Here is a 25,151-nt window from a genome sequence, read left to right as displayed (position 1 = left end):
GTCAGCCGTCGCCCCACACGTCCGACAGCGGGTGGTTCTCCCGCCGCTCGGCGTCCTGCTCGGACCGGGTCCGAACGGGGTCGTCGCCGCCGTCGCCGGTCGCGTCGCCGTCGCGCCCTCGACCTGAGCCGTCCCGAGACGAGCGACCGCCGGGTGTACCGGCCGACCCGCCCGCACGGCGGCTCTTCCGGCGACCCGCTCCCGCGCCGCTCGACGGCGACGCGTCGACGCCGGCCAGCGCGGCCTCGGGGTCGAACGCGGGCAGCGAGGGGGTCGTCATCGCGTCGACCTGGTCGCGGAACCAGTCGGGGGTGTCCGCCGCCGCGCGCTCGAAGAGGTCGAGCAGGGAGTCGTCGGCGAGGTAGGTCGCGCCGCGGTCGTCCGGGGCGCGGACGACCCGCCCGCACGCCTGGATGACGGTGCGCAGCGCGGTCCGGTGGTACCACGCCCACTGCCCGTCCGCCAGCCGGCGGGCGACCCGCGAGTCGTTCGTGTTCCGGTACGGCGCCTTACAGACTACCTGCCAGCGACAGAGGTCGCCTTTCAGGTCCAGCGCCTCCTCCATCTTCACGGAGACGAACACCTCCGGGTCCGGGCTGGCCTTCCACGCCTCCAGCTCCGCGTCGCGGTTCGACCGGTCGTGGCGCCTGACGCGCGCGGCGACGCCGAACTCGCCGAGCCGCTCCGTGATCCGCTCCGCGATGTCGTACGAGTGCGCGTGGATCAGCCCCTTCTCGTCGGGGTGTTCCGCCATCAGCCGGACGATCAGGCGGGCGATCTTCGGGGTCGTCTCGTCGCGGTGCTCGTAGGTCATCGACCCCTGCGTCACGTCGTACAGCGGGCGGTTCGCGAGCGGGAACGTGTGCTCGACGTCGACGAGCGCGACGTCGGCGGGGTCGAGCCCGACCCCGCGGCAGAACGCCTCCTTCGAGAGGATGGTCGCCGACAGCAGCGCGAACCGGTTGCCCCGGTCCCACACCGTGTGTCTGAGGTACCGCGCGGGGTCGAGCGGCTTGATCTCCATCGCCGACCCCTCGCCGCCCGGCTGGTCGACGACCCACGAGGTGGGGGACTGCGGGTCGCGGTAGTCCTCCAGGAACCAGCCGAGTTCGCCGATGAGCTCCTGGAGCCGGTCGCGCCGGGCGACCTCCTCCCGGTCGAGCTCGGGCCGCCCCACCAGCTCGTCTTTCGCGCGGATCGCCACGTCGCGGAGCGCCTCGACGAACCGCGCGGTGCGGTCGACGGCGTCCTCCTCGGGGCCGGCGTCGGCCGCGACGTCCGGGACGCCCACGTCGTCCCACACCGGGACGCGCTCGGGCGAGATATCGATGGTCGCGTACATCTCGGCCCACTCGGCGAGCCCGTGCGCCTCGTCGATGACGACGGCGTCGCGCTTGCGGAACACCTCGGAGCCGGCAGTGCGCATGAAGTACGCGAGCGTCATCGCGGCGAAGCGGTTGCCGGAGGCGATAGCGCGGTCGGAGAAGTACGGGCAGCGGTGCCGGATCGAGCAGTCGAACCCCTGTTGGCGCGCGCAGGGCGCGCGGTTCACCGGCGTGTCGTGCTCGCCGGGCAGCACGCAGTCGTAGTTCGACTTGCCGCGGATCACGGCCAGGTCGTCGAGGAGGTCGTCGGCCTCGACGTCGTCGATCTGCGACACCTGCGGGGTCGTGTAGTAGGCGCCCGTCGCCTCGCTTGGGGCCGCCTCGCCCGCCGTCTCGGCCGCGCCCATGATGGCGCGGGCGAGCAGCGACTTGCCGCTGCCGGTCGGCGCGCGCACCAAGACGACCCGGTTGCCGGCCGCGAACGCGTCGCGGATGTCGGCGAGGGCCCGCTCCTGCGCGCCGCGGAAGCTCGGCGCGGGGAACTCGGCGGGGATCCGGCTCGGGTCCACACGACGCCCTCGCGCGCTGTCGGAATTAAACCCTCGCTTGGCGGTCGGCTGGGGGCGACACCTATTGGTAGTCCGGGGCGAAAGGGAGAAGCGACGATGAGCGACGACGGGATCCTCGGGTCGCTGTCCGCAGTCGGCCTGTTGAGCCTCTGCTGTATCGGGTTCGGCGGACTGGCGGGCGGGGCGGCGGTGGTCGGCGGCTCCGCCTCGACGAGCGCGTTCGCGACCGGCGCGACGAGCGCGCGCGGCGCGCTGATCTCCGGCGCCGTCACGTTCGGGACGGTCCTCGTCGCCGCCGCGGTGATCCGCTGGCGGCTGAACCGCTGAAGCGGCGCGCTCGCGTCGACCGCGGCGCTCACTCCCGGCCGTGCGTCTCGATGTGCTCCCAGACGACCGCCATCAGCTCGCCGGTCTTCGCCACGAGGTCCTCGACGGCGTCCTCGTCGACCCCGGTGGCCGACGCGCAACCGAGGTCGCGGATCGCCTTCGTCGCCGACACGTGATGGACGTGAACGCGGTCGTCACCGGCGCGCTCGTAGACGACGGTGGTACACGGGAGCATGCCGGCGAGCGTCGGGTCGATTCGCAGCGCGTCGTACGCGATCTCGGGGTGACAGACGACGATCAGTGCCGTCCGCCCGACGTCGTCGTGACCGAGCATCCCCTCGATCATCTCGTCGAGCCGCGTGACGCGCACCGTCTCGAAGTCCGCGAGCTCGTGTTCGAGCTGGACGAACGGCACCGCGTCGTCGAAGGGGAGGTCGACGGTCGTGTGGAGCGCGTCGGCGGCGGTCGGCGCGGGGCGTGCGGCGTCGCTCATGGCAACGCCTCGCACGCCAGCGTGTAAAACCCGTCTCGCCGTTCAACACCTGCCGCTACCTCGAACGGACAGCAGTCGAGCCGCGGAGCGGCGGCGCTGTGGTGAGTAGAGAGCGAAGCCGCGGACCGACGGGGACGCCGCTACGGAGCCGGTCCGGGCGGCGAGAAGGCGACGAAGTGAGATGCTCCGGCTGGGATTTGAACCCAGGTCCTTGCCGTGAGAGGGCAAGATGATTGGCCGGACTACACCACCAGAGCGCGTCCGTTCGACGCAATCAACGGTAGGTGAGCGGATTGTAAAACAGTTCCGTTTCGACCACGCCGTGCCCCGGTTTGTCGTGGCAGATCTCGCTCAGACGTCGACGGCGAACGGCTCCGGCCCGGCCGCGTGATCGCCCGCTGCGGCCCCGATCGCGGCGAGGAGGTCGGCGACCTCGTCCAAGTCGCCGGTGTCGATCACCTCGACCGGCGTGTGCATGTACCGGTTCGGGATCGAGACGTTGAGCGCCGGGGTGCCGCCGCGGACCGTGTAGAACGCGTCCGCGTCGGTGCCGGTGCGGGTGCCGGCCGCCTGTAGCTGCACGTCGACGCCGGCGTCGGCGGCCGCCTCGCGGGCGAGGTCCACGAGGACCGGGTGGTTCGCGCTGCCGCGACCGATCACCGGGCCAGCGCCGAGTTCGACCGGGCCGCGGTGCTCGCGGTCGATGTCCGGGTTGTCGGTGGCGTGTGTGACGTCGACCGCGACGAAGGCGTCGACGGCGTCGAGGTCGACCCCGACCATCCGCGCGCCTTGGAGCCCGACCTCCTCCTGGACCGTCGAGACGGCGTAGACCGTGGCGTCGACGTCGCGGTCGGCGGCGCGTCGCAGCCCCTCCGCGGCCGCCCACGCGCCGGCGCGGTTGTCGACCCCGCGGGCGGCGATCCGGTCGCCGACGAGGTCGCGACGGCCCGTCGAGAACGTGACGGGGTCGCCGACCTCGACGTGTTCGCGCGCCTCGGCGGCGTCCTCGGCGCCGACGTCGACGAACTGGCCCGCGACGTCCTCGTGCTCGTCGTCCGCCTGGTCCCGCAGGTGGATCGCGGTCTGTCCGACGACGCCCTGGACCGGCTCGTCGGCGTGGACCGTGACGTGCTGGCCCTTCGAGACGGTGCGGTCGGAGCCGCCGATCCGCCCGATCCGGAGGAAGCCGTCGTCGAGCACGTCGCGGACGATGAACCCGATCTCGTCGGCGTGACCGGTGACCGCGACCGTCGGCGCGTCGGGGTCGCCCTCGTGGACCGCGACGGCGTTGCCGTAGGCGTCGGTTTCGACCCGGTCCGCGAACTCGCGGACGTAGTCGGTCCACACCCGCTGGGCGGCCGTCTCGAAGCCCGAGGGGCTCGGCGTCGCGAGGAGGTCGTCGAGGAACGCTCTGCGCGCGTCGTCCATGCCGATGGCTGTGGGGCGGCCGGCAAGAACACGTCGGTGTCGGATCCGGCCGGGACCGGTCGACACAAGCGCTTTGAGGCGCCCGCCCGTCCGATCCGTATGGACATCCTCCGAAGCGTCCGGACCGTCGCCGAGGCCGAGGGGCCGGGCGTCGTCGACTGGGACCGGGCCGCGGCGGCCGCGAAGGACGCCACCGACCCCGGATCGGTCGCGCTCTCCGACGCGGAGCGCGCGGGGTACGCCGGCGACGTGCGCGACGCCCGCTCGCGGCTGGCCGCGGTCGCCGGGATCGAGTTCGACGTGCCCGACACCGTCGAGGTACAGAACCGCCACCACTGGATCGACGCGAGCGTCGACACCTTCCGGCGCGTGATGGACCCGATCGAGGCGGCCGCGGCGGGCGACGCGGGCGGTCGGATCGGCGCGGACCCGGGCGGCGACGCCGGCACCGACTCGCTGGACGTGATCGCCGACGCCTCGTCGGGCCCTGTGGGGCCCGCGCCCGGTGCCGGGTTCGCCCGGGACCTCTCGCGGGTCGCAAACACGGGGTCGATGGCGTTCGCCCTAGGCTTCCTCGCGCGCAACGTCCTCGGCCAGTACGATCCCCTCCTGCTCGCCGACGAGCCGGACGCCGAGCACGGGCTCTACTTCGTCCACCCGAACATCGTCGCGGTCGCGAGCGCGCTCGACGTGGCGTACCCGCGGTTCCGCCGCTGGATCGCGTTCCACGAGGTGACCCACGCCGCCGAGTTCGGCGCGGCGCCGTGGCTCCCGGAGTACCTCGAATCGCGCGTCGAGCGCGGGGTGGAGGGCATGGTCGGCGGCGCGGGCGGCGTCGAGGGGATGACTGGCCGCGGGCTCGACCCCGACGCGTTCGCGGAGCTCCAGGCCGCGATGACCGCGGTCGAGGGGTACGCCGAGGTACTGATGGACCGCGCGTTCGACGGCGAGTACGCGGACCTCCGGCGGAAGCTGGACGAGCGCCGCGGCGGCGGCGGGCCCGTGCGGCGGCTCGCGCAGCGCCTGCTCGGACTGGGGCTCAAGCGCCGGCAGTACGAGCGCGGCGCCGCCTTCTTCCGGCACGTCGCCGACGAGCGCGGCATCGAGGCCGCGGGCGCGGTGTGGGAGCGCGCCGAGAACCTGCCGACCGGGGCGGAGATCGACGACCCCGAGGCGTGGCTCGTCCGCGTCGACCCCTGAGCCCCGCGCCGACTCACTCCAGTTCTACGTCGCGCTCCCGGTGCCGGTCGCCGCGGTCGGACTCGACCCGGTCGAGCCGCTCGTCGAGGTCCTCGGTCGCGAGCAGCCGGTCGAGCCGGCGCTCGAACTCCGCCTCGTCGATCTCGCCGCTCGCATAGCGGTCGCGCAGCGCGGCCACCGGCCGCTCGGCCGTCGCGTCGCCCGCGGCCGACGCGTCGGGCTCGTCGGCCGCGACGAGCGGGAAGTCCTCGCCCAGCACCAGCACCAGCGGGATCAGGATGAAGAACCCGGTGATGAAGAGGGCGGGTCCGAGCCCGACCAACTGGCCCGGGAAGAGCACGGCGGAAAGCGAGGTGAGACCGAACGACAGGATCGCGATGAGCCCGATGAGTCGTTTCTTCTCGAAGGTGGGAAGGGCCATACGCGAGTGCTGTCGTCGCCCCGAGAAAAACGTACTGCCGGCGGCGGCCGGGGCGACCGCCCGCGACCGACGCCTATTCCTCGCGGGCGCGCCCACGGCGATCCGTGCTCAGGTACGTGACGACGAACCCGGGGAAGGTGCGCGAGGCGGAGCGGTACCTCCCGGACGGCTCGGTGGAGCGGCTCGACTTCGACTACGCGGAGGTCCAGGCCGACGAGCTCGGCCCCATCGCGGCGCGGGGCGCGCGCGAGGCGTACCGCCACGCGGACGCGCCGGTCCTCGTCGACGACGCGGGGCTGTTCGTCGAGGGCCTCGACGGCTTCCCGGGCCCGTACTCCTCGTACGTCGAGGAGACGCTCGGGATCGAGCGCGTCCACGACATCGCCGCCGACCTCGACGACCGCCGCGCCGCCTTCCGCTGCGTCCTCGGCTACTGCGACGGCGAGGGGTTCGCCGCGAGCCCCGACCCGGTGGACCGGGGCGACCGCGACGCGGCCGCCGCGGCGGGGCCGGACGAAGAGGGTGAGGGCGGCGGAAGCGACGGCGACGCGGGGGCGGCCGACCCGCTCCCGGTCAAGCTGTTCGAGGGGTACGTGCCGGGCCGGATCGTCGCGCCGCGGGGCGACGGGGGCTTCGGCTACGACCCGATCTTCGAACACGACGGGGAGACGTTCGCTGAGATGGACACCGACCGGAAGAACGCGGTGTCGCACCGCGGCCGGGCCTTAGAGAAGTTCGCGGAGTGGTACGCGGACCGGTAGGTCGGTCGTTCCGGGGCGATCGCGCCCTCAGACCGCGGCCGCGATCGCGTCCGTGAGGAGGTCGGCGCCGAGGTCTATCTCGCGTTCGGTGACGTCGAGCGGCGGGAGGATCCGGAGGACCTTGTGGCCGCACGCGAGCGTGAGGAGGCCGCGAGCGAACGCCTCGTCGACGACCGCGTCCCGCCGCTCCTTCGTGTCGAACTCGACGGCGAGCAGCAGCCCCTTCCCGCGCACGTCCTCGACGGGGTCGAGGGCGGCGTCGCGCATCGTCTCCGTGAACTGCCGGCCGCGAGCGACGGCGTTGTCCATGAGGTCGGCCTCCTCGATGGCGTCGAGGGTGAGCGCGCCCTGCGCCGCGGCGATCACGTCGCCGGCGCCCCACGTCGAGGAGAGCCGGCCGGTCTCCTCGGGGAACACGTCGCTCCGCGAGACGGTCGCGCCCACCCGAAGCCCCTTCGCGCTCGTGATCACGTCCGGCTCGTACGCGTAGTGGTCCGAGCCCCACATCTCGCCGGTGCGCCCGACGCCGGTCTGGATCTCGTCGGCGATCACCGTGATGTCGTGCTCGTCGGCGAGCGCCGCGATCTCGTCGGTGAACGCCTCGGAGGGGAACCGGTAGCCCCCTTCGCCCTGGATCGGCTCCATGATCAGGTACGCCACGTCGTCCGGGTGGACGTTCCCCCGCTTCGGGTCGAGCTTCCGCCGGAGCCGGGAGACGCCGTCGGCGAAGAAGCCGCACGAGCAGGTCTCGGGCGAGCAGGTCCGGTCCTCGCAGAACGGGACCTCCGTGATGCCGCTGACCTCCGGGAAGTCGCGGCGGTACACGGACTTCGAGCGGTTGAGCGAGAGCGCACCGAGCGTCCGGCCGTGGAACGCCCCGTCGAAGGTGATCGCGTACTTCGCGCCGTCGGAGGCGTCGTAGGCGATCTTGATGGCGTTCTCGACCGCCTCCGCGCCGGAGTTCGAGAGGAAGACGGTGTCCATGTCGTAGTGGCTCGTCAGGTCGGTGAGCCGGTCCATGAGCCCCGACGAGCCGGGTATCCCGTCCCCGGGCGCGGGGCCGCCGGCGGCGTAGAAGTCCTGGCCGGCGATCTTCAGGGGGTCCACGAGGTCGAACTCCGCGAGCCGGTCCATGATCAGCGGGTTGTTGTAGCCGAGCGGCGCGGCGGCGACGTGGCTGGTGAAGTCCATGAGGACGTTGCCGTCGACGTCGGTACAGAACGGGCCCTCGGCGGGGGCGGTGCGGTCCCAGACGAACTCGTAGACGTAGGTGCTCGGCGCTGCCGACTCGTGGTGGTAGTCGACCCACTCGCGAGCGCGCTCGCCGGGGAGGTCCGAGACGGCGGGCGTGACGGTGTCGCGATCCATGCGTCGGGGTGGCACGCGGACGAAATAAATCCGGGGCGATCGCGAAAACGTTGGAGAAATATCCAACCGAACGCGTCGCACCTTACCGACCGTCCGGCAACGGGCCCGTTCGCCGGGGCGGTCCGCCGTCCGAAAGCGGTTGTTAATTACCCCCAAAATTCGTTGGATTTTTATAGAATCGCCGCCCTACTAGTAACCGAGTTCGAGGTGGTCACCAATGCCCATGCTCGAACCGGCGAACACCTGGACGCAAGGACTCGACTTCCCGAGCCGACTGTTCGAATCCGGTAGCAACGACTACGAACTGTACGAGGAGGACGGCGAGTTCGTCCTCTCGGTCGAACTACCTGGGTTCGACCCCGCCGAGATCACCGCCTCGTGGAACGACGGCGTGCTCAACGTCGCCGGCGAACACGAGGACGAGCGGCGCGGGACCCGCCGGACGTACCACCGGCGGTTCCGCTTCCCGAAGGCGATCGACGAGGACGGCATCCGGGCCGAGTACCGGAACGGCATCCTGACGGTGCGGCTCCCCGTGACCGTCGAGGACGCCGTTTCCGGCACGGAGATCGAGATCGAGAGCTGAGCCGGACCCCCGCCGGCCGGTGAGCCGCCGGTCGGCGGCCGTCCGTGTTCCGTCCCTCGTTTCTCGTCCGTAGCCGCGTTTTTTCAGCGTCGCTCGCCCGGAGCCGGCGGTGCGACCCAGCACGCCTTTGAGGCCGCGCCGCGAGGGGAGACGCATGAACCGCGAGGAGTTCGCCGCCAGCATCGACCACACCGTCCTCGGCCCGGAGACGACCTGGGACGACACCCGGACCGTTCTCGACGAGGCCGCCGCCCACGGCATGAACGCCTGTATCCCGCCGTGTTACGTCGCGGAGGCGGCCGACTACGAGAACGCGCCCGAGGCGATCGCCACCGTGGTCGGGTTCCCGCACGGCCAGCACGCCCCCGAGGTGAAACGCGACGAGGCGGTCACGGCCTGGGAGGCCGGCGCCGACGAGGTCGACATCGTGATCAACGTCGGCCGGCTGAAGGCGGGCGACGACGGCGCGGTCGCCGACGAGCTCGCGGACGTGGTCGCGGCCGTGCCGGTCCCGGTGAAGGTGATCATCGAGACCGCGCTCCTCGACGACGCCGAGAAGCGCCGCGCCTGCGAGGCCGCGGTCGCCGCCGACGCCGACATGGTGAAGACCTCGACCGGCTTCGCCGACGGCGGCGCGACGCTCGCCGACGTCGAGCTGATGAGCGAGTACCTGCCGGTGAAGGCCTCCGGCGGCGTCGGCTCCTACGAGGAGGCGACGGCGATGCTCGACGCGGGCGCGGTCCGGATCGGCGCCTCGTCGGGGGTCGCCATCGCCGAGGGACACCCCGAGGCCGACGGCGAGGCGCGGTCGGCGGACTAGGCGTCGTCCCCCTCGGCAGGTCGGTCCCGGCCGTCGCCGTCGGCGGCGAGGCCGAGGTCGCCCGGCGAGTTGCCCTCCGTCTCGGTCGGTGACCCGGCGGCCGCGCCGTCGGTGCCGGCGCCGTCCGCCTCCGCGCCGTCGATCTCCTCGGGCGCGACGTCGACCTCGAACGCCGAGACCGACTCCGAGAGCGACGCGGCCTGGTCGCGGAGCCGGTCCGCGTTCTCCGCGATGGTGGTGACGGTCGCGGTCTGCTCCTCGGCGGCCGCGGACACCTGCTCGGAGCCGCTCGCGACCTCGCCACTCACCTCGGCGACGTCCTCGACGCCCTCGACCGCGCGCTGGGTCGACCGCGCCTGGTCCTCCGCCGCCTCGCTGATCTCCTGGACGCCGTGGTTCGTCTCCTCGACAGCGTCGACGACCGCCTCCAGCGACGACGACGCCTCGCGGACGGTGTCCGACCCCTCGTCGATCCGGGCGTTCGTCTCGCGGATGTCCGCGACGGTCTCGTCGGTCTCCTCGCGGACCGCCGCGATCTCCGACTCGATCTCGGCGGCCGCCTCCTGCGTCTCCTCCGCGAGCTGCTTGACCTCGTCGGCGACGACCGCGAATCCCTCGCCGGCCTCGCCGGCGCGGGCGGCCTCGATCGAGGCGTTGAGCGCGAGGATGTTCGTCTGCTCGGCCACGTCCGTGATGAACTCGACGACCTCGTCGATCTCGTCCATGCGCTCGTCGAGGGCCGCCATCTGCTCGACCGCGGCCGCGGAGCGGGCCTCGATCGCGTCCATCTCGTCGAGCGCCTCGGCGGCGGCCTCGCGCCCCGCCTCGCCGCGCTCGGCGGCGGCCTCGGCGGTCTCCGCGACGGAGGCCGCGGACGACGCCACCTCCTCGATGCTCGCCGAGAGGTCGCTCATCTCGTCGCTGACCGAGTCGAGCCGCTCGTCCTGCCGGACCGCGCCGTCCGCGATCTCCTGGATCTGCTCGCTGACGGTCCCGCTCGCGGTCTCGACCTCGTCGGCGCCCGCCGCCAGCTCCGCGCTGGCGTCGTCGACCTCGCCGGCGAAGGCGGCGACGCGCGCGGTCGTCCGCTCCAGCTGCGCGACCATGTCGTTGAACTCCTCGGCGATCTCGCGCATCGCCTCGCGGTCCGCGTCGGGGTCCATCCGGCGGGTGAGGTCGCCGTCGGCGACCGCGCCCATCACCTCGCTGTAGTCGGCCGCCTTCGCCTCCATGTCGCGGGTGACCGCCTCGGCCTCCTCGCGGGCCGCCTCGGCCTCGTCGGCGGCGGTCTCCGCCTCCGCGATCCGCTCGCGGAGCGCGTCGCGCATCTCGGCGAAGCTCGTGAACAGCCGCCCGATCTCGTCGACCCGGCCGGTCGACAGGTCGACGTCGAGGTCGCCGGACTCGATCCGCTCGGCGCGGTCGCGGAGCCGCGCGAGGGGGACGACCGTGCGCCCGCCCAGCACGACGCCGACGGCCCCGAGCGACGCGAGCGTGAGGAGGAGCAACAGCAGCACCGAGTTCCCCACGTCGTTGCGCACGGCGAACGCCGTCGACTTCGCGACGCTCGTCACCGCCACCCAGTCGGTGCCGGGCACGGCCGCGTACGCGTGGACCTCGCCGTCGCCGATCTGCGTCGCGGTCGTGGCGTTGCCGTCGCGGACCGCGGCGACCCCCTCCTCGTGGCGGTCGCCGTCGACCGTTCCGTCGATGTCCAGCACGGTCTCGCCCGCGGCGTTGACGATCGTCGTCTCCTCGCCGGTGTCGGTGTCCTGGATCCGTTCGAGCTGCGGCTGGATCCGGGTCACGACGACGAGGTACCGGCCGTCGGCCCGCGGCACGGAGCTGGCGAACGCCATCACCGGCCGGTCGTTGAGCACGGGCGAGCGGTACGACCGGGCGGAGCGCCAGACGCGGTCGTCCTCGCCGACGCCCTCGGGCACGTCGGCGTCGCTCCAGGGCGCGTTCAGCTCGCTCGGCGCGCGCCCCTCCAGGGGCCGCTCCGTGCTGGCGACGACGCGGTCCTGCGCCGCGTCGACGAGGTGGATGCTGACGATGTCCTCGGAGAGAAGCTGGTCTTTCAACAGGACGTACGCCGCCGCGCGGCGGTCGGACCGGAGCTCGTCGGCCGCGGACATCGACCGGGTCTGCGTGGTCATCCGGTCGGTCCACGAGCCGATCGCGTCCGCCTGGAGCCCGCTGGTCTCCGCCAGCTGGGTCGTGGCGTCGGTCTCCACCGCGTCCCCGGTCTGGAGGTACGTGAACGCCCCGCCGGCCGCGACGACCGCGGCGACGACGAGGAACGCGAGCGCGAACTTGGCGGCGTACCGGCGGCGGACCGCGTCGGGGAGGACGCTGCCGACGGCGCTCGCAAGCCGTTGGAGCGGTCCGGCGCTCATCGGCCGACCGCCTCCGGATCGGTGGGCACCGACAGCTCGCCGGCGACGATCCGCTCGCCGGAGTCGGCGATGGCCGCGCGCACGTCTTCGGGGATCACCGGCCCGAGCGTAGTGCCGTACACGAGCGCGACCCCGTCCTCCGCGAGCCCGAGCGCGGTCGTCGACCCCGTCCGGAGCGAGTCCTCTATCGTCCGCTCGGCGGCGTCGTACACCGCGGTCCCGACCCGTTTCACCATCGAGCCCAGGATCACGTCCGCGTACCGCGGGTTGCTCCGCGACTGGTCGGAGTCGACGCCTATCGCGTACCGGCCGTACTCCTGTGCGGCCTGGAAGACGCCGAGGCCGCTGCCGCCGGCCGCGTGGTACACCACGTCCGCGCCCTGATCGTACATCTCCGCGGCTGCGTCGTAGCCGGCCTCGGGGTCGTCGAAGGCGCCCACGTACGTCCGCAGCACGGAGGCGTCGCCGTCGGCGTGCGCGACGCCGGCGAGGTAGCCGGCCTCGAACTTCGAGATCAGCGGCGACTCGACGCCGCCGACGAAGCCGACGGTTCGCTCCTCGGCGACGGTCCCGCCGGCCCCCACGGCGATGTCGCGGCCCGTCACTAGTCCGGCGAGGTGGCCGGCCTGGAACGACCCCTCGTGCTCGCGGAACACGTAGTTCGCGACGTTGTCGCGGTCGACGACGGAGTCGACGATGGCGTACTGCTGGTCGGGGTGCTCGCCCGCGACCGTCGAGAGCGCGTCCGCCTGGAGGAACCCGATACAGCAGATCAGGTCGTAGTCGGGGCGTTCGGACGCTGACAGCGCCGCCTGCGTCGTCTCGAAGTCGGCCATCGAGCTCGGCTCCTGGTTGGTGAACGCCACGTCGTGGTCGAGGCGCGCCCGCTGGATCCCCCGGTTGGCCGCGTCGTTGAACGAGCGGTCGTCGAGGCCGCCGAGCGCGTACACCATGCCGATCGTCGCGCTCGCGTCGGCCGAGACCGCCGGCCCTTCGTCGCCGGCGTCGCTCGCCGCGTCGTCTCCGTCGTCGATCGACGCCGTTCCGCTCGGATCGGTTCCCAGACACCCGGCGACGGCGCCCGCGACGCCCGTCCCCAAGGCGACCGCGAACCGCCGGCGCGAGTGCGTGATACCGCTCGTGTCGGTCATCACGGCGACATCGATGAATGGGGTGTAAAACTTCTGCGAGCAAATTATCAACGCTAATAGTGAATATTGTCGCACTGTCTCACAAACCGCGGCCTCGCCGTTCCCCCGACCTGAGAATCCCACTCGGCGGATTTATATCCGGAGTCCGTACGGTAGTGTATGAGTCACCAACGGAGATCACAGGGCTTCGACCTCGACGCGGCGTTCAAGGCGTTCGGCGCGGTCGGTATCGCCATCTCGGTCGCGCTCATCGTGGCGGTGTTCGCGCTGACCGATCCGTTCGGCGACTACGTCACCGCGTCGCCCGCCGTCCTCGGCACGCTGCTCTCGGCGGCCCTCGTCGTCGCGGTCGGATACACGACGCACGCGCTCCGGCGCCGCTGACGAGGCCCGCGCACCGGCGGCGCTCCCGCCGGGACGGCGACCGCGACGCCGGGAGACATAAGCCGCTCGCGGGCGGAGCGACGCGCATGTCCGACGAGCCGACCGACGAGGCGGTGGAACGCTTTCTCGACCGAGCGGCGGCCGCGCTCGGCGACTACGATCAGGGGTACGCCGACGCGGACGCGACGCTGGCGACGCTGCGGACCCACGTCGACGAGCTGGCGGCGAGCGTCGAAGGCGACGGGGACGGCGCGTAGGCGCCGACGGGCGGGAGCCGGCGTCGGGCCGGCTACGGCCCGGCCCCGATCAGCTCTCGCACGCGGCCCACGCGCTCCGCGAACGCGGCGTCGCCGCGGTCGCGCGGGCGCTCGATGTCAACGTCGACGATAGCGTGGACGCGCCCCGGGTCGGCGGCCATCACGACGATGCGGTCCGCGAGCGTCACCGCCTCCGCCACGTCGTGCGTGACGAAGAGGATGGTCTTGCCGGTCGATTCCCACACGTCGAGCAGTTCGCGCTGGAGCATCTCGCGGGTCTGGGCGTCGACCGCGCCGAACGGCTCGTCCATCAGGAGGAGGTCCGGGTCGACCGCGAGCGACCGGGCGATGGCGACGCGCTGTTTCATGCCGCCTGACAGCGACTTCGGGTAGGCGTCGCGGAACTCCGTCAGCCCGACGAGGTCGAGCATCTCGTCGACGCGCGCCTCGCGCTCGGCGGGCGAGCGGTCGCTCCGTTCGAGGCCGAAGCCGACGTTCTCCGCGACGGTGAGCCACGGGAACAGGTGGTACTCCTGGAACACGACGCCCATGTCCGTCGTCGGGCCCGTGACCTCGGCGCCGTCGAGGAGGACGCGGCCGTCGGTCGCCTCGGCGAGCCCGGCCGCGATCCGGAACAGCGTCGTCTTCCCGCAGCCCGACGGCCCGACCAGACAGACGAACTCCCCGTCCGCGACCGAGAAGGACACGTCGTCGAGCGCTCGTACCGAGCCGCCGTCGCCGTCGCCGGGGTACGTCTTGCCGACGCCGTCAAGCGCGACGCTCGCCTCGCTCGGCGCTGGGGGGTCTCGTCCGTTGCGCTCGGCGGCGTCGGCCGCCCCGTCACCGTTCACGCCCGCCACGCCAAGACCCTCCGTTCGACCGCGCGGAACGCCACGTCGACGAGCAGGTACATCAGGCTCAACACGAGGATGTACGCGATCGCCCGGTCGACGCGGAGGTTGTTGCTGGCGCGGATGATCTCGCGGCCGACCCCGGGGACGCCGAATATCTCCGAGGCGACGACGAGCATCCAGCACCGGCCCAGTCCGGTCCGGATCCCGGTCATGATCCCCGGCAGCGACGCCGGCAGCACGATCGACCGGACCGCGTCGAGGTCGCCGCGGACGCCGAGCGTCCGGCCCACGTCGAGGAGGTCCTCGCTCACGCCCTCGACCGCGCCGTACGCCGCGTAGAAGTTGATCCAGAACGCGCCGACCGCGATGATGAAGGCGGCGCCCCAGTCGTTGATCCCGAACCACGCGATCGCGAAGCCGATCAGCGCGAGCGGCGGCACCGGGCGTAGCGTCCGTACCAGCGGCGCCGTCAGGTCGTCGAGCAGGCGGCTCCACCCGAACGCGACGCCGGCGGCGACCCCCAGTCCCGTTCCGGCGACCGTGCCGGGGATCCAGTGCCGGACGCTCTGGTAGAGCGCCGTCGTCATGTCGCCCGCGGCGAGTTCGCTCGCGAACGCGCCCGCGACCGCGACCGGCGAGGGGAGGACGAACGGGTCCTGCGTGAGCGAGACGGCGTGCCAGACGACGAGGAACGCCGCGACCCCGATGGCGCCGCGGAGCAGCCGCCGACCGTCGCCGAGTCCGAGACCCGAGAGCGTCTCGCCCCCGCCGACAGGGGTGGTTTCGGTCGCCATCAGAGCGAGTCGTACACCTCCAGGTCGAATATCCGGTCGGTCGAGAGCTGCTCGTCGATCTGACCGTTCCCGGCCGCGAACTCGGAGAACACCTGCGTCGCGTCCGTGATCTCGTTCGGGTCGGTAATGAAGTTCGACAACGGCGAGTCGAGCGCGTCGCGCGCACGGTCGACGGGCATCCCGATTCCCTCGTTGACGTGTTCGGCGGTCGCGTCCGGATTTTCGCCGATGAAATCCGTCGCGCGGGCGTGTTGCTCGAGGAACTGTGCGGCGATCGGTGAGTCCCGCACCGCGTCGCTCATCAGCGTGACCGCGGCGGGCTGGCCGGGGAGGACTTCGGCCGCGGTCCGGAGCATCGTCACGGACGACCCCGCCGCCTGCGCGATGGTCGGCACCGGCTCCATGATCGAGGTGCCGTCGATCTCGTCGTTCGCGATCGCCTGCCAGACGGAGCTCGCGCCGTTGATCTCGATGATCTCGACGCTGTCGTTTTCGGTGGGGTCGACGCCGACGTCACGGAGCCAGTAGCGGAGCAGCACGTCCGGGACGCTCCCCTGCGGGAACGTGCCGAAGGTGAACGGCTCGCCCCGCTCGGCCTCCCACGCCGCGAACGCGTCTGCGCCCTGCTGCTCGAACGTCTCGTGGAACGACGACTCGGCCATGATCCCCATCGGCTCGCGGATGTTCGCGGCGGTCACCTGCGCCGAGATACCCCGGTCGATCGCGATCATCGCGGGGACGATCCCGAACATGGCGATGTCGATGTCGCCGCCCCCGAGCGCCTGGACGATCGCGGGACCGTTGCCGAACTCCTGGCCGGTGATCTCGGCGTCGACCTCGGAGAAGTACCCCTCGCCCTCCATCACGTACCACTGGAGGTCGGGATAGATCGGCATGTGCGCCACCGTCAGTTCGTCGAGTCCGCCGCCGCCCGTACAGCCCGCGAGGCCGACCGTCGCGGTTCCGCCCGCCGCCGCGAGGAACGACCGCCGCGACGCTGTCCGATCTGAGTCGTACATACCATTCCAAGCCGCCGGGCGGGGAACACCCTCGCGTCACCAGCAACTGCGGCGGATTCCGATGACAAGAGCAATCGTAGAATCCGACGTTATAGGGGCCGAAAACCCTGTTAACATCCTATTCAGTATCACAATCCGTCACCGAACGACGCAATTATTGCTCCCATCTTCCCGCGTCGATGCGTGTCGCTGCCAGCGAGCGCTCGCGAACGGGGGTTCGGCGGCGCTCGCTCACGCCTCCTCGTCGAACAGCCCCAAGTCCTCGGCGACGAGGTCGGCGAGGCGGTCCTTGATCGCGGGGTCGACCTCCGCGACGGACTCGCCGCCGTGCTTCTGGGCGTTGTGCTTGTCGAGCGCGTCCGCGAGGTCGTCGAGCGGCACGCGGGTCTCCGTCTCGCACTCGTCGCACACGATCGGGACGGACGGCTCGTCGGTGGACATTACGCCGACGATCGCCCGTGTCGGATATATGCCTTCGGGCGTCGACCGGGGAGACCGACGCCGACGGCGCCGCCCGCGTGGCCGAGTCCACCTCCGGCGACCCGAACCGCCACCGTCTACTAACCCCGCCGCGACCCTCCGGCATGCACGTTCTCGTGACGGGGGCCGCGGGCGGGATCGGCGGGGGCGTCGCGCGCTCGCTCGCGGCCGCCGGGCACGATGTCCTCGGCGTCGACCGCGACGCGGACGGCCTCGCGGCGCTGCCCGACGCGGTCGAGACCGCCGTCGTCGACCTCCGCGACGAGGCGGCGGTTCGCGACCTGCTCGCGGAGCGCCCGCTCGACGCCGTCGTCTCCTGCGTCGGCGGCTACGAGATCGCGTCGGTCGAGGACACCTCGGCCGGGGCGTTCCGCCGGCAGGTGGACACGAACCTGACCGCGGTCCACGTGACCGCGTCCGCGGCGCTCCGGACGCTCCGCGAGCGCGGCGGGCGCGTCGTGGTCGTCGGGTCGATGGTCGGCTCCGTGGCGCTGCCGTACCACGGCGCGTACAGCGCCGCGAAGGCCGGGCTCGACGGGTACGTCGACGCGCTCCGCCGCGAGGTCGAGCCGCTCGGTGTCGACGTCGCGCTGGTCGAGCCGGGGCCGGTGCAGACGGGGTTCAACGAGCGGGCCGCCGCGGCGGTCGAGGGCGCGGGCGGCGAGGGGCCGTACGCCGACGCCTACCGGGAGTTCGAGGGGTACTCCCCGGCCGCCACCGACGTCGAGACGGTCGTCGAGCGCGTGGTGACCGCGGCGACGGCGGAACGACCGGAGACGCGCTACCGGGTGAGCCGCCGGGCGCGGTGGCTGCCGCGGCTGGCGCGCGTCCTCCCCGACCGGCTGTACGACCGGCTCGTCCGCGCCGGGCTCCCCGGCGGGCTCCTGTGGCGGCTGCTCAACCGGTGAGTCGCGACGCTGCGAGGCGGGAGCGCCGGCGCGGACGGAGCGCCGCGCGTCAGTCGTCGGCGGCGCCGGAGGAGGGCTCCTCGGCGTCGTCCGCGGGCTCGGTCTCGGAGGAATCCGGCTCGGCCCCGTCCGCCGCGGCGCCGTCTTCCCGGGCGTAGAACTCCTCGGGGGAGGCGTCGATCCGCTCGAACTCGCCGAAGTCGCGCTCGTGGTGGCGGATCATCTGCTCGACGATCCACGCGCTGTACCGCTCCGAGAACGCCCAGTCGGCGTCCGCGCCGTCGACCTCGAACCGGCCGTCGGTGGCGAGCGCCGCGTACAGGTGGTAGAAGCCGAGGACGACGTCACCGAAGTCCTTCGCCTCGCCGCCGATCGCGCGGCGCTTCTCGGCCAGCTCCTCGCGGCCCGCGTCGGTGAGCGCGAAGTACTTCCGGTCGGGCTCGTCGGCGCGCTCGACGCGCTCGGCGACGCCCTCCTCCTCGAACTTGTAGAGGATCGGGTAGACCGAGCCGTAGGAGGGCTCCCAGTGTCCGCCGCTGATCTCCGTTATCTCGCCGAGCAGCTCGTACCCGTACCGCGGTCGCTCGTCGAGCAGCTCCAACACGAGGTACGAGATCAGTCCTTTCGGCGGGCCGCTTTTCCGCATCGTCCGGACATTTCGGGGTCGCGTCGAAAGGGTTTCGGTCACGGTGACTGCTGACGCGAGCCGCGACGATCCGGACGATTCGAGCGGCTGTCGGCGCGTGCCTCCGAGGCCGCCTTGCGGCCGAGGAGCACGCGCGAGGGAGTCGCGAGCGAAGCGAGCGACGAGGCTGGGGAGGCGTGAGGTGCGGTGCGGGGCGGGGCGGGACTCGAAGGGGCAGCCGGGAGGCGGGCACAGGCGACGTAAGCACCGAAACGAGGGAGCAAAGCGACCGAGTGAGGCGCGCAGCGAGCGTGCGCCCGCCTCCCGGCTGGGGCTTCGGCGGTCTCGGCAACGGAGTCCCTGTTGGCCAAGGTACTCAGGTACATCCGAAGGGCTGGGACTTCGGAACCGTCAGTGCCGCTTTCCGCTCCGACGCGAGCCGCGACGGTCCGGCCCGTTACCGCGTCTCGGGACGACCCGCAAACCCCTAAGTCGCGGGGCACCAACCCGGCGTATGGTCGAGGCTCCACAGACCGCCGAAGGGTGGTTCTCGCTGCACGACTTCCGCTCGATCGACTGGGACGCCTGGCGCGAGGCGCCCGAGTCCGAGCGAGAGCGGGCGATCGAAGAGGGCGAGGCCTTTCTGAAACACCGCGAACTGGTCGCCGACGCCGACGACGGCGAGTCGGCGCTGTTCTCCGTGCTCGGACACAAGGCCGACCTCCTCTGCTTACACTTCCGGCCGTCGCTCGACGACCTCTCCGCGATCGAGCGCCGCTTCGAGGACACCGCGCTCGCGAAGTTCACCGAGCGCGAGACCTCCTACGTCTCCGTCACCGAGGTGTCGGGGTACGTCTCCGACGACTACTTCGAGGCGGGCGCCGACGCCGTCGACGAGGGGCTCCGCCGGTACATCGAGGGGAAGCTGAAGCCCGATATCCCGGACGAGGAGTACGTCAGCTTCTACCCGATGAGCAAGCGCCGCGGCGAGGAACACAACTGGTACGACCTCGAGTTCGAGGAGCGCGCCGAGCTGATGGCGAGCCACGGCGAGGTCGGCAAGGAGTACGCCGGGAAAATCAAGCAGGTGATCGCCTCCTCGGTCGGCTTCGACGAGCACGAGTGGGGCGTCACGCTGTTCGGCGCGGACCCGACCGACATCAAGGACATCGTCTACGAGATGCGGTTCGACCCCGCCTCCTCGCGGTACGGCGAGTTCGGTGACTTCTACGTCGGCCGGCGGTTCCCGCCGACCGACCTCGACGCCTTCCTCGCCGGGGAGACGGTCCCGACCGGCCGCGTCCCCGAGCGCGACAGCGCCGGCCACCCCCACGGCGGGGGCGGCCACGGCGACGAGGGTGGCCACCACGGCGACGAGGGCAGCCATCACGGCGACGACGGGCACGGCCGCGGCGAGGGCCACGACCGCTCGGGCGCGGGCGGCGGTCCCGCGCACGGCGACCACCCGCACGGCGACGGAGACGCCGGCGAGGGCGACCACCCCCACGGCGAGGGCGGCGGACACGGCGAGGAGGGGGGTCACGACGGCGACGGGGCCGACGACGAGGACATCCGCGGCGAGCTCGCCGACCTCGACATCTACGCCGGGAAGCCTCACGGCGAGGACGTGTACGCCACCGTGCTGTACAGCGAGGCCGACACCGAGGAGCTGTTCGACGAGGTCGAGGGGCTCCGCGGCAACTTCGACCACTACGGTACCCACGTCAAGACCGCGGTGTACGAGGGGCGCCACACCGACCGCGCCGCGGTCGTCTCCATCTGGGACACGGCGTCGGCGGCGGAGACGGCCGGCGGCTTCCTCTCGGAGCTGCCCGACATCGTCGCCCGCGCCGGCGAGGAGTCCGGCTTCGGGACGATGGGGATGTTCTACACCGTCAAGCCCGACTACCAGTCGGAGTTCGTCGAGACGTTCGACGACGTCGGCGACCTGCTCGGCGAGATGGACGGCCACGTCGAGACCGACCTGATGGTGAACGTCGAAGACGAGAACGACATGTTCATCGCCAGCCAGTGGAACGCGAAGGAGGACGCGATGGGCTTCTTCCGCTCCGACGAGTTCTCCGAGACCGTCCAGTGGGGCCGCGACGTGCTCGCCGACCGCCCGCGGCACGTCTTCCTGGCGTAGGTCGCTCGGCCACCGCGCGGTCGGCTCTCGCCGTCGGGCGGACCCGGTCGATCGGCTCTCGCCGTCCGGGGCTTGCGCGTCCCCCTCCGACCGCCGGGTTTTAGGTAGCGCTGCGGCGAACGAACGGGCATGTTCGACACCATCGTGGTCGCGACCGACGGCTCGGACAGCGTCGGGCGGGCCGTCTCGGTCGCGGTCGACGTGGCGGCGCGGTTCGACGCCGAGGTCCACGCGGTGTACGTCGTCGACGCCGGCGAGGTGGAGTCGTCGCCGGACACGGTCCGCGAGGACCTCCGCGACGCGCTCGACGACCAGGGGCGCGACGCGCTCGACCGCGTCTCGGCCGCGGCGCACGAACGCGACGGCGACCTCGACGTGACCATCGAGGTCCGCGAGGGCCGGCCGGCGTCGGAGATCGACGCGTACGCCCGCTCGGTCGACGCCGACCTCGTCGCGATGGGTACCAGGGGGCGCCACGGCGAGAACCGCTTCCTCATCGGCTCCGTCGCCGAGCGCGTCGTTCGGACCTGTCCGATCCCCGTGTTGACGGTCCGCCAACTGACCGAGGAGGACCCGCGCCGGACGACCGTCTGAGGGAGCGTGGCGGCCCGACGCCGCGGCCGACGCGAGAGCGGCGGAGTTTTCCGGCTGCCGCCCGCCACGACGGTATGGACGACGACCTCATCGACGCGGGGGACGCCCCCCGGTCGCGGTACACGAAGCTCCCGGGGAAGGGATTCTTCTACCCGGACTCGCTGGACGACGAGCGCGCCGAGCGCCGAGCGCGGGAGGCGATCGAGGGCAGCGAGGCGGTCGTGATCGCCGACGGCGACGCCGACGGCCTCGCCTGCGCCGCGATGGTCCGCGAGGCGTACGACGCCGCGCTCGACGTCGCGCCCTTCGAGGACGCCATCGCGGCGCGGCTGGAAGAGGCAGACGACGAGAGCGACGACGCGGACGACGACGGCGACGAGACGGCGGACGGCGACCCGCTCGCCGACGCCCACGCCGAGTCGCCGGTCGGGCTGCTCTCGGCCGGGCCGTACTCGATCGACACCGCACTCGAACGGGTCGAGGCGTACGCCGACGACGGGATCGACCTGTTCGTCTGCGACCTCTGTCCCGACGACTACGAGCCGATCGCGGAGCCGCTGGAGGCGCTCGCGGACGCGACCGCGGCGATCCGCTGGTTCGACCACCACCAGTGGGACGACGCGACCGCGGCCGCGGTGCGCGACGCGGGCGTCGACCTCGTCGTCGGCGACTCCGACGAGGAGTGCACCGCCGACGTGACGCTCCGGTCGCTCGACCACGCGTTCGGCGACCGCTGGACCGACCTCGCCGCGGTCACGCGCGACCACGACCTCTGGATCAAGGAGGACCCGCGCTCCGACGACCTCGCCGACTACTCCTACTGGGCCGGCGCCGAGGAGTACGCGGCCGTGATCGGCGCGTACGGCGTCGACCTCCCCGAGACGGTGCGGTCGTTCGTCGAGGAGCGACGCGTCGAGAAGGAGGCCCGGATCGACCTCGCGGTCGGCCGCGCGGTCACCCACGAGGTCGGCGACTGGCGCGTCGCGGTCACCTACGGCCGCTGCTCGCAGAACGAGGTCGCGGAGGCGCTCCGCGAGGCCGGCGCCGACGCCGCCGTGATCGTCAAGCCCGCCGGGTCGGCGTCGATCCGCGGCTCCGAGGACTTCCGCCACGCGCACGAGGTCGCCGGTCGCGTGAACGGCGGCGGCCACCCGCAGGCGGCGGGCTGTAAGCCCGACATCTACGACGACATGCTCGACTACGCCCACCACTGGAGCACCGAGGGACAGGCGTGTAAGCGCGTCATCCTCGCGGCGTTCGAGGCGGTCGCCGAGGAGGTCGACGCCGCGGGCGGCGAGGACGGGGCCGCGACGGCCGAGTAGGTGGATGGCGGACGTCTTCGTCGCCGGCGAGGCGCTCGTCGGCTTCGCGCCGAGGCGGAGGAGACGCTGCGCGAGGTCGACGGCGACGCCCGCCGCCCCGGCGGCGCGCCCGCCAACGTCGCGGTCGACCTCGCGCGGCTCGGCTCGCCGCCCGCGTTCCGGACGGGCCTCGGCGACGACGCGTTCGGGGAGCTCCTCGCGGAGCGAAAGTGAGCGGGGAGGAAACGAACCGAGCGGTCGGGGCGTCGCCTACGACGAGGACGGCGACATCTCGATGTTGAGGCTCTTCTGGACGAGCTGCGTGAACGCCATCGAACAGAGGAAGTACCAGAGGATCCACATCTGGATCGGGCCGACGATCCCCGTGTCCCACGTGACGGTCCCGGCGAGCGGGACGACGAGCTCCTGGGCGGCGACGGCCGGGTACGCGGCGTCGGAGCCGCGGTAGCCGATCACCCAGAACATCCAGAGGAACGCGGGGATGGTGAGGAACATGATCCACACCATCGGGCGGAACTGCTCTTTGAACATGCCGAGCTGGTCGCCCATCGCCTCCATCTGCTCTTCCTGGATCTGGTCGAGCGCCTCGTCGTCGTCGCGCTTCTCGGCCTCCTTCCGGCGCTCCTGGATGTCTTTCATCCGCTCCTGGTACGCGCCCATCTTCTCCATGTCCATGAGCCCGGCGCGCAGGAGCGTCGAGTACAGCCCCGTCCCGAGCGCGATGACCATGATGACGACGTAGAACGGGACGAGGTTCAGGAGCGGGCCGAGGACCACGTCGATGGCGCCCGCGATCGCGTCGCGGACCGGCGGGACCGCGTAGCCGACGAACGCGCCGACGGTCGCCAGCCCGGCGAGCTTGTCCCACTTCGACCAGCTGGTCGTCTCGGGCGTCTCGACGTCGCCGCCGCCCCCGTCGTCGTCCTCCATGCCGGCCTCGATGCCGTCGCGGTCGGCCAGCGCGAACCCCTCCTCGCCGTCGACGAGGATCTCCTTCTCGATGAGCCGGCCCCACTGCCCGCTCGTGATCTCGTCGCGAACGTCGACCCAGCGGACCTCGCCGCCGCTGGCGTTGTCGAGGACGACTTGGATGGCGTCCCGCATCTCGCCGTCCTCGCGGACCAGCGAGCGGACTCGCCGTTCGACTTTGCTCATTACCGGCCGGTTAGCGGTCGACGGTTAAGAACCTTGTAGAATCGCCGCTCGAATCGCTTCCGGGGGCGACGCGGATCGGTTCGCGGCGGCGCGCGTCGCCCCTCGGCGCGCCGCGTCAGTTCTCGACGACGTCGCGGATCCGCTCGAAGACCTCGTCCGGGGTCGCCTCGCCGTCGACCTCGACGAGGACGCCCTCGTCGCGGAAGTGGTCGACCACGGGCTCGGTGTTGTCGTAGAACACTTCGAGGCGCTCTCGGGCCGTCTCCTCGGTGTCGTCCTCGCGCTGGACGAGGTCGCCGCCGCACTCGTCGCAGACGCCCGGCTCCTCCGGGGGCTGGAAGTCGACGTGGTAGTTCGCGCCGCAGTCGTCGCAGACGCGGCGGCCGGTGAGGCGGTCCACGAGGACCTCCTCGTCGACGTCGAGGAGGACGACCGCGTCGAGGTCCGTAATCTCAGAGAGGTACTCGGCCTGGTCGAGGTTGCGCGGGTAGCCGTCGAGGACGAACCCGTCGGCGTCCTCGAGCGCGGCCTTCACGATCTCGTTGACGACCGGGTCCGGGACCAGTTCGCCCGCGTCCATGAACGACTTGGGCGTCCCGTACTCCGTCTCCATCTCCTTGTTCGCGCGGAGCGCGTCGCCGGTCGTGACGTGCTCGACGCCGTACTCGTCGGCGAGCTTCGCGCTCTGCGTCCCCTTCCCGGCGCCGGGCGCCCCCAACAGCAGAATTCGGTGACTCATACCGGAGCGGTCGCGGGCCGCCCCTAAAGGCTTGAAGATTCCGGCCAGCCCTACTCGTCGCCGTCGGGCTCGTCCGCGGATCCGCCGGCCTCCTCCGCGGCCGCCTCGGCGGCGCAGAGGCGCAGCCCCATCTCCAGTTCGAAGCTCTCGGCGTCCGAGGTCTCGAAGCCGATCTTCTTGTACAGCGAGACCGCGGCGCGGTTCCACCGCTCGACGGTGAGCCACACCTTCGCGACGCCGTTCGCCTGCCCGTGCCCGAGCAGCCCGCGGATGAGGTGGGTGCCGATCCCGGCGCGCTGGTACTCCTGGTGGACGAAGATCGCCAGCTCGTAGGCGTCGCCGTCGGGCACGAGCGTCGCGTGGCCGGCCGCCTCGTCGCCGCACCAGGCGATCACGTTGTAGCAGTCGTCGGCGAGGATGGCGCCGAGCCACTCGCGGATGCGCTCCTCCCCGCCCGGCGGGATCCCCTGCGCGCGGTCGGCCGGGTCGAAGTCGTCGTACATCTCGACCAGGGCCTCGCGGGCCGCCTCGTCGCCCTCGTACGGCCGGACCTCGATCTCGCGGTCCTCGCGGTCAGTGAACGCGGTCGGCGGCGGCGGGAACTCGTCCGCCACCGCGTCCGGGTAGCCTCGGTCGCTCATCTGACCAGCGTCACCGATGTCTTTGCGTTCAACAGGACGAACTCCGCGATCGACCCGATCGTGATCTTCCCCATCGGGCTCGTGTGGCCGCCGCCGAGGACGATTTCCTCGAACCCCTCGGTCTCGGCGATCTCGACCAGCCGGCTCCCCGGGTCGCCCTCGACGCGCCGCACCTCGGCGTCTATCGCGGCGTCGTCGACCGCCTCCCGGGCGCGGTCCAGCACGTCCTCGGGGGCGACCGACGAGTCCTCGTTGTCGACCACGGCGATCGTCAGGTCGTCGTCCGCGACCGCCGCGCGCTCGACCGTCCGGTCGAGCGCGCGGAACGAGTCGTCGCTGCCGCCGATCCCGCAGAGCACTTTCATGCCCCATCCCTCCACGCGAC

The 25,151-nt window shown here is 72.0% G+C and carries 27 protein-coding genes, 1 tRNA gene and 1 pseudogene; 12 read left to right on the top strand and 17 right to left on the bottom strand.

What is annotated here, in order from left to right:
• Nucleotide 1: 1 nt before the first annotated feature.
• Nucleotides 2-1,894: a helicase C-terminal domain-containing protein gene (locus AMR74_RS03770; protein WP_053770713.1), complete on the bottom strand. Its 1,893-nt coding sequence runs from the start codon at nt 1,892-1,894 to the stop codon at nt 2-4.
• A gap of 96 nt (nt 1,895-1,990) precedes the next feature.
• Here AMR74_RS03770 and AMR74_RS03765 point away from each other — a divergent pair, with 96 nt between their 5' ends.
• Entirely contained in the window at nt 1,991-2,221 is a 231-nt protein-coding gene (locus AMR74_RS03765) for a hypothetical protein (protein WP_053770712.1), read from the top strand.
• Between the two features lie 28 nt (nt 2,222-2,249).
• Here the strand turns inward: AMR74_RS03765 and AMR74_RS03760 are convergent, their stop codons facing one another.
• From AMR74_RS03760 to AMR74_RS03750, 3 genes are all read right to left on the bottom strand, one after another.
• Complete coding sequence (locus AMR74_RS03760) at nt 2,250-2,714, bottom strand: DUF302 domain-containing protein (RefSeq protein WP_053770711.1); 465 nt, start codon at nt 2,712-2,714, stop codon at nt 2,250-2,252.
• Nucleotides 2,715-2,896: 182 nt separating this feature from the next.
• Nucleotides 2,897-2,971, bottom strand: a tRNA-Glu gene (locus AMR74_RS03755).
• A gap of 94 nt (nt 2,972-3,065) precedes the next feature.
• On the bottom strand, nt 3,066-4,142 hold the full coding sequence (locus tag AMR74_RS03750; protein WP_053770710.1) for a M28 family peptidase: 1,077 nt from the start codon (nt 4,140-4,142) through the stop codon (nt 3,066-3,068).
• A gap of 99 nt (nt 4,143-4,241) precedes the next feature.
• On the opposite strand from AMR74_RS03750, the gene AMR74_RS03745 reads away from it, so the two are divergent.
• Nucleotides 4,242-5,342 (top strand): zinc-dependent metalloprotease, encoded by a 1,101-nt coding sequence (locus AMR74_RS03745; protein ID WP_053770709.1) that lies wholly within the window; start codon nt 4,242-4,244, stop codon nt 5,340-5,342.
• A 13-nt stretch (nt 5,343-5,355) separates the two neighbouring features.
• Here AMR74_RS03745 and AMR74_RS03740 read toward each other — a convergent pair whose 3' ends face one another.
• On the bottom strand, nt 5,356-5,763 hold the full coding sequence (locus AMR74_RS03740) for an SHOCT domain-containing protein (RefSeq protein ID WP_053770708.1): 408 nt from the start codon (nt 5,761-5,763) through the stop codon (nt 5,356-5,358).
• Nucleotides 5,764-5,867: 104 nt separating this feature from the next.
• On the opposite strand from AMR74_RS03740, the gene AMR74_RS03735 reads away from it, so the two are divergent.
• Nucleotides 5,868-6,524 carry a non-canonical purine NTP pyrophosphatase gene (locus tag AMR74_RS03735; protein WP_053770707.1) on the top strand — a complete coding sequence of 219 codons (657 nt, stop codon included), beginning with the start codon at nt 5,868-5,870 and terminating at the stop codon, nt 6,522-6,524.
• Between the two features lie 27 nt (nt 6,525-6,551).
• Here the strand turns inward: AMR74_RS03735 and AMR74_RS03730 are convergent, their stop codons facing one another.
• Entirely contained in the window at nt 6,552-7,892 is a 1,341-nt protein-coding gene (locus AMR74_RS03730; RefSeq protein ID WP_053770706.1) for an aminotransferase class III-fold pyridoxal phosphate-dependent enzyme, read from the bottom strand.
• A gap of 223 nt (nt 7,893-8,115) precedes the next feature.
• On the opposite strand from AMR74_RS03730, the gene AMR74_RS03725 reads away from it, so the two are divergent.
• Nucleotides 8,116-8,478 (top strand): Hsp20/alpha crystallin family protein, encoded by a 363-nt coding sequence (locus AMR74_RS03725; protein WP_053770988.1) that lies wholly within the window; start codon nt 8,116-8,118, stop codon nt 8,476-8,478.
• A gap of 154 nt (nt 8,479-8,632) precedes the next feature.
• Entirely contained in the window at nt 8,633-9,298 is a 666-nt protein-coding gene (deoC, locus tag AMR74_RS03720) for a deoxyribose-phosphate aldolase (protein WP_053770705.1), read from the top strand.
• Here deoC and AMR74_RS03715 read toward each other — a convergent pair.
• Together AMR74_RS03715 and AMR74_RS03710 are read right to left on the bottom strand one after the other, a co-directional pair.
• Nucleotides 9,295-11,697 carry a methyl-accepting chemotaxis protein gene (locus AMR74_RS03715; RefSeq protein WP_053770704.1) on the bottom strand — a complete coding sequence of 801 codons (2,403 nt, stop codon included), beginning with the start codon at nt 11,695-11,697 and terminating at the stop codon, nt 9,295-9,297. The two genes, deoC and AMR74_RS03715, sit on opposite strands and share 4 nt — an antisense overlap.
• Nucleotides 11,694-12,848 (bottom strand): BMP family lipoprotein, encoded by a 1,155-nt coding sequence (locus AMR74_RS03710; protein WP_053770703.1) that lies wholly within the window; start codon nt 12,846-12,848, stop codon nt 11,694-11,696. Before AMR74_RS03710 ends, AMR74_RS03715 begins: the two co-directional genes overlap by 4 nt.
• Nucleotides 12,849-13,007: 159 nt before the next feature.
• On the opposite strand from AMR74_RS03710, the gene AMR74_RS03705 reads away from it, so the two are divergent.
• The gene (locus AMR74_RS03705; RefSeq protein ID WP_053770702.1) at nt 13,008-13,232 is read left to right on the top strand and encodes a hypothetical protein; all 225 of its coding nucleotides are present in this window, start codon (nt 13,008-13,010) and stop codon (nt 13,230-13,232) included.
• A gap of 86 nt (nt 13,233-13,318) precedes the next feature.
• Nucleotides 13,319-13,489, top strand: a complete 171-nt coding sequence (locus AMR74_RS18980; RefSeq protein ID WP_167551889.1) for a hypothetical protein — start codon at nt 13,319-13,321, stop codon at nt 13,487-13,489.
• A 32-nt stretch (nt 13,490-13,521) separates the two neighbouring features.
• Here AMR74_RS18980 and AMR74_RS03700 read toward each other — a convergent pair whose 3' ends face one another.
• From AMR74_RS03700 to AMR74_RS03685, 4 genes are all read right to left on the bottom strand, one after another.
• The gene (locus tag AMR74_RS03700) at nt 13,522-14,349 is read right to left on the bottom strand and encodes an ABC transporter ATP-binding protein (RefSeq protein WP_053770701.1); all 828 of its coding nucleotides are present in this window, start codon (nt 14,347-14,349) and stop codon (nt 13,522-13,524) included.
• A complete protein-coding gene (locus AMR74_RS03695; RefSeq protein WP_053770700.1) occupies nt 14,337-15,137 on the bottom strand; it encodes an ABC transporter permease in 801 nt (266 codons plus the stop codon). The genes AMR74_RS03700 and AMR74_RS03695 overlap by 13 nt, the downstream gene beginning before the upstream one ends.
• Complete coding sequence (locus AMR74_RS03690; protein ID WP_053770699.1) at nt 15,137-16,156, bottom strand: ABC transporter substrate-binding protein; 1,020 nt, start codon at nt 16,154-16,156, stop codon at nt 15,137-15,139. Before AMR74_RS03690 ends, AMR74_RS03695 begins: the two co-directional genes overlap by 1 nt.
• Before the next feature lie 231 nt (nt 16,157-16,387).
• A complete protein-coding gene (locus AMR74_RS03685) occupies nt 16,388-16,597 on the bottom strand; it encodes a hypothetical protein (RefSeq protein WP_053770698.1) in 210 nt (69 codons plus the stop codon).
• Between the two features lie 143 nt (nt 16,598-16,740).
• On the opposite strand from AMR74_RS03685, the gene AMR74_RS03680 reads away from it, so the two are divergent.
• Nucleotides 16,741-17,544 carry an SDR family NAD(P)-dependent oxidoreductase gene (locus AMR74_RS03680; RefSeq protein ID WP_053770697.1) on the top strand — a complete coding sequence of 268 codons (804 nt, stop codon included), beginning with the start codon at nt 16,741-16,743 and terminating at the stop codon, nt 17,542-17,544.
• Between the two features lie 49 nt (nt 17,545-17,593).
• Here the strand turns inward: AMR74_RS03680 and AMR74_RS03675 are convergent, their stop codons facing one another.
• Nucleotides 17,594-18,190 carry a PadR family transcriptional regulator gene (locus AMR74_RS03675; RefSeq protein WP_053770696.1) on the bottom strand — a complete coding sequence of 199 codons (597 nt, stop codon included), beginning with the start codon at nt 18,188-18,190 and terminating at the stop codon, nt 17,594-17,596.
• A gap of 493 nt (nt 18,191-18,683) precedes the next feature.
• Here AMR74_RS03675 and AMR74_RS03670 point away from each other — a divergent pair, with 493 nt between their 5' ends.
• The 4 genes and pseudogenes from AMR74_RS03670 to AMR74_RS03655 form a co-directional block, all read left to right on the top strand.
• Complete coding sequence (locus AMR74_RS03670) at nt 18,684-20,315, top strand: heme-binding protein (RefSeq protein ID WP_053770695.1); 1,632 nt, start codon at nt 18,684-18,686, stop codon at nt 20,313-20,315.
• Between the two features lie 129 nt (nt 20,316-20,444).
• Nucleotides 20,445-20,909, top strand: coding sequence for a universal stress protein (locus tag AMR74_RS03665; protein ID WP_053770694.1), 465 nt, complete (start codon nt 20,445-20,447; stop codon nt 20,907-20,909).
• 74 nt (nt 20,910-20,983) lie between these two features.
• Complete coding sequence (locus AMR74_RS03660; RefSeq protein WP_053770693.1) at nt 20,984-22,231, top strand: DHH family phosphoesterase; 1,248 nt, start codon at nt 20,984-20,986, stop codon at nt 22,229-22,231.
• Between the two features lie 4 nt (nt 22,232-22,235).
• Nucleotides 22,236-22,435 (top strand): annotated as a pseudogene (locus tag AMR74_RS03655) (PfkB family carbohydrate kinase); the annotation flags it as partial.
• 45 nt (nt 22,436-22,480) lie between these two features.
• On the opposite strand, the gene AMR74_RS03650 reads toward AMR74_RS03655, so the two are convergent.
• The 4 genes from AMR74_RS03650 to AMR74_RS03635 all read right to left on the bottom strand — a co-directional run bounded on the left by AMR74_RS03650 (nt 22,481) and on the right by AMR74_RS03635 (nt 25,131).
• The gene (locus AMR74_RS03650) at nt 22,481-23,386 is read right to left on the bottom strand and encodes a DUF106 domain-containing protein (RefSeq protein ID WP_053770691.1); all 906 of its coding nucleotides are present in this window, start codon (nt 23,384-23,386) and stop codon (nt 22,481-22,483) included.
• A 115-nt stretch (nt 23,387-23,501) separates the two neighbouring features.
• The gene (locus AMR74_RS03645; protein ID WP_053770690.1) at nt 23,502-24,125 is read right to left on the bottom strand and encodes an adenylate kinase; all 624 of its coding nucleotides are present in this window, start codon (nt 24,123-24,125) and stop codon (nt 23,502-23,504) included.
• Nucleotides 24,126-24,175: 50 nt separating this feature from the next.
• On the bottom strand, nt 24,176-24,766 hold the full coding sequence (locus AMR74_RS03640) for a GNAT family N-acetyltransferase (RefSeq protein ID WP_053770689.1): 591 nt from the start codon (nt 24,764-24,766) through the stop codon (nt 24,176-24,178).
• Complete coding sequence (locus tag AMR74_RS03635; protein ID WP_053770688.1) at nt 24,763-25,131, bottom strand: universal stress protein; 369 nt, start codon at nt 25,129-25,131, stop codon at nt 24,763-24,765. Before AMR74_RS03635 ends, AMR74_RS03640 begins: the two co-directional genes overlap by 4 nt.
• Between the last annotated feature and the right edge of the window lie 20 nt (nt 25,132-25,151).

The sequence above is a fragment of the Halorubrum tropicale genome (genome assembly GCF_001280455.1).
Lineage (GTDB): Archaea > Halobacteriota > Halobacteria > Halobacteriales > Haloferacaceae > Halorubrum > Halorubrum tropicale.
Note: the sequence above shows the minus strand (reverse complement) of the source record. Positions and strands in the feature narration are given on the sequence as shown.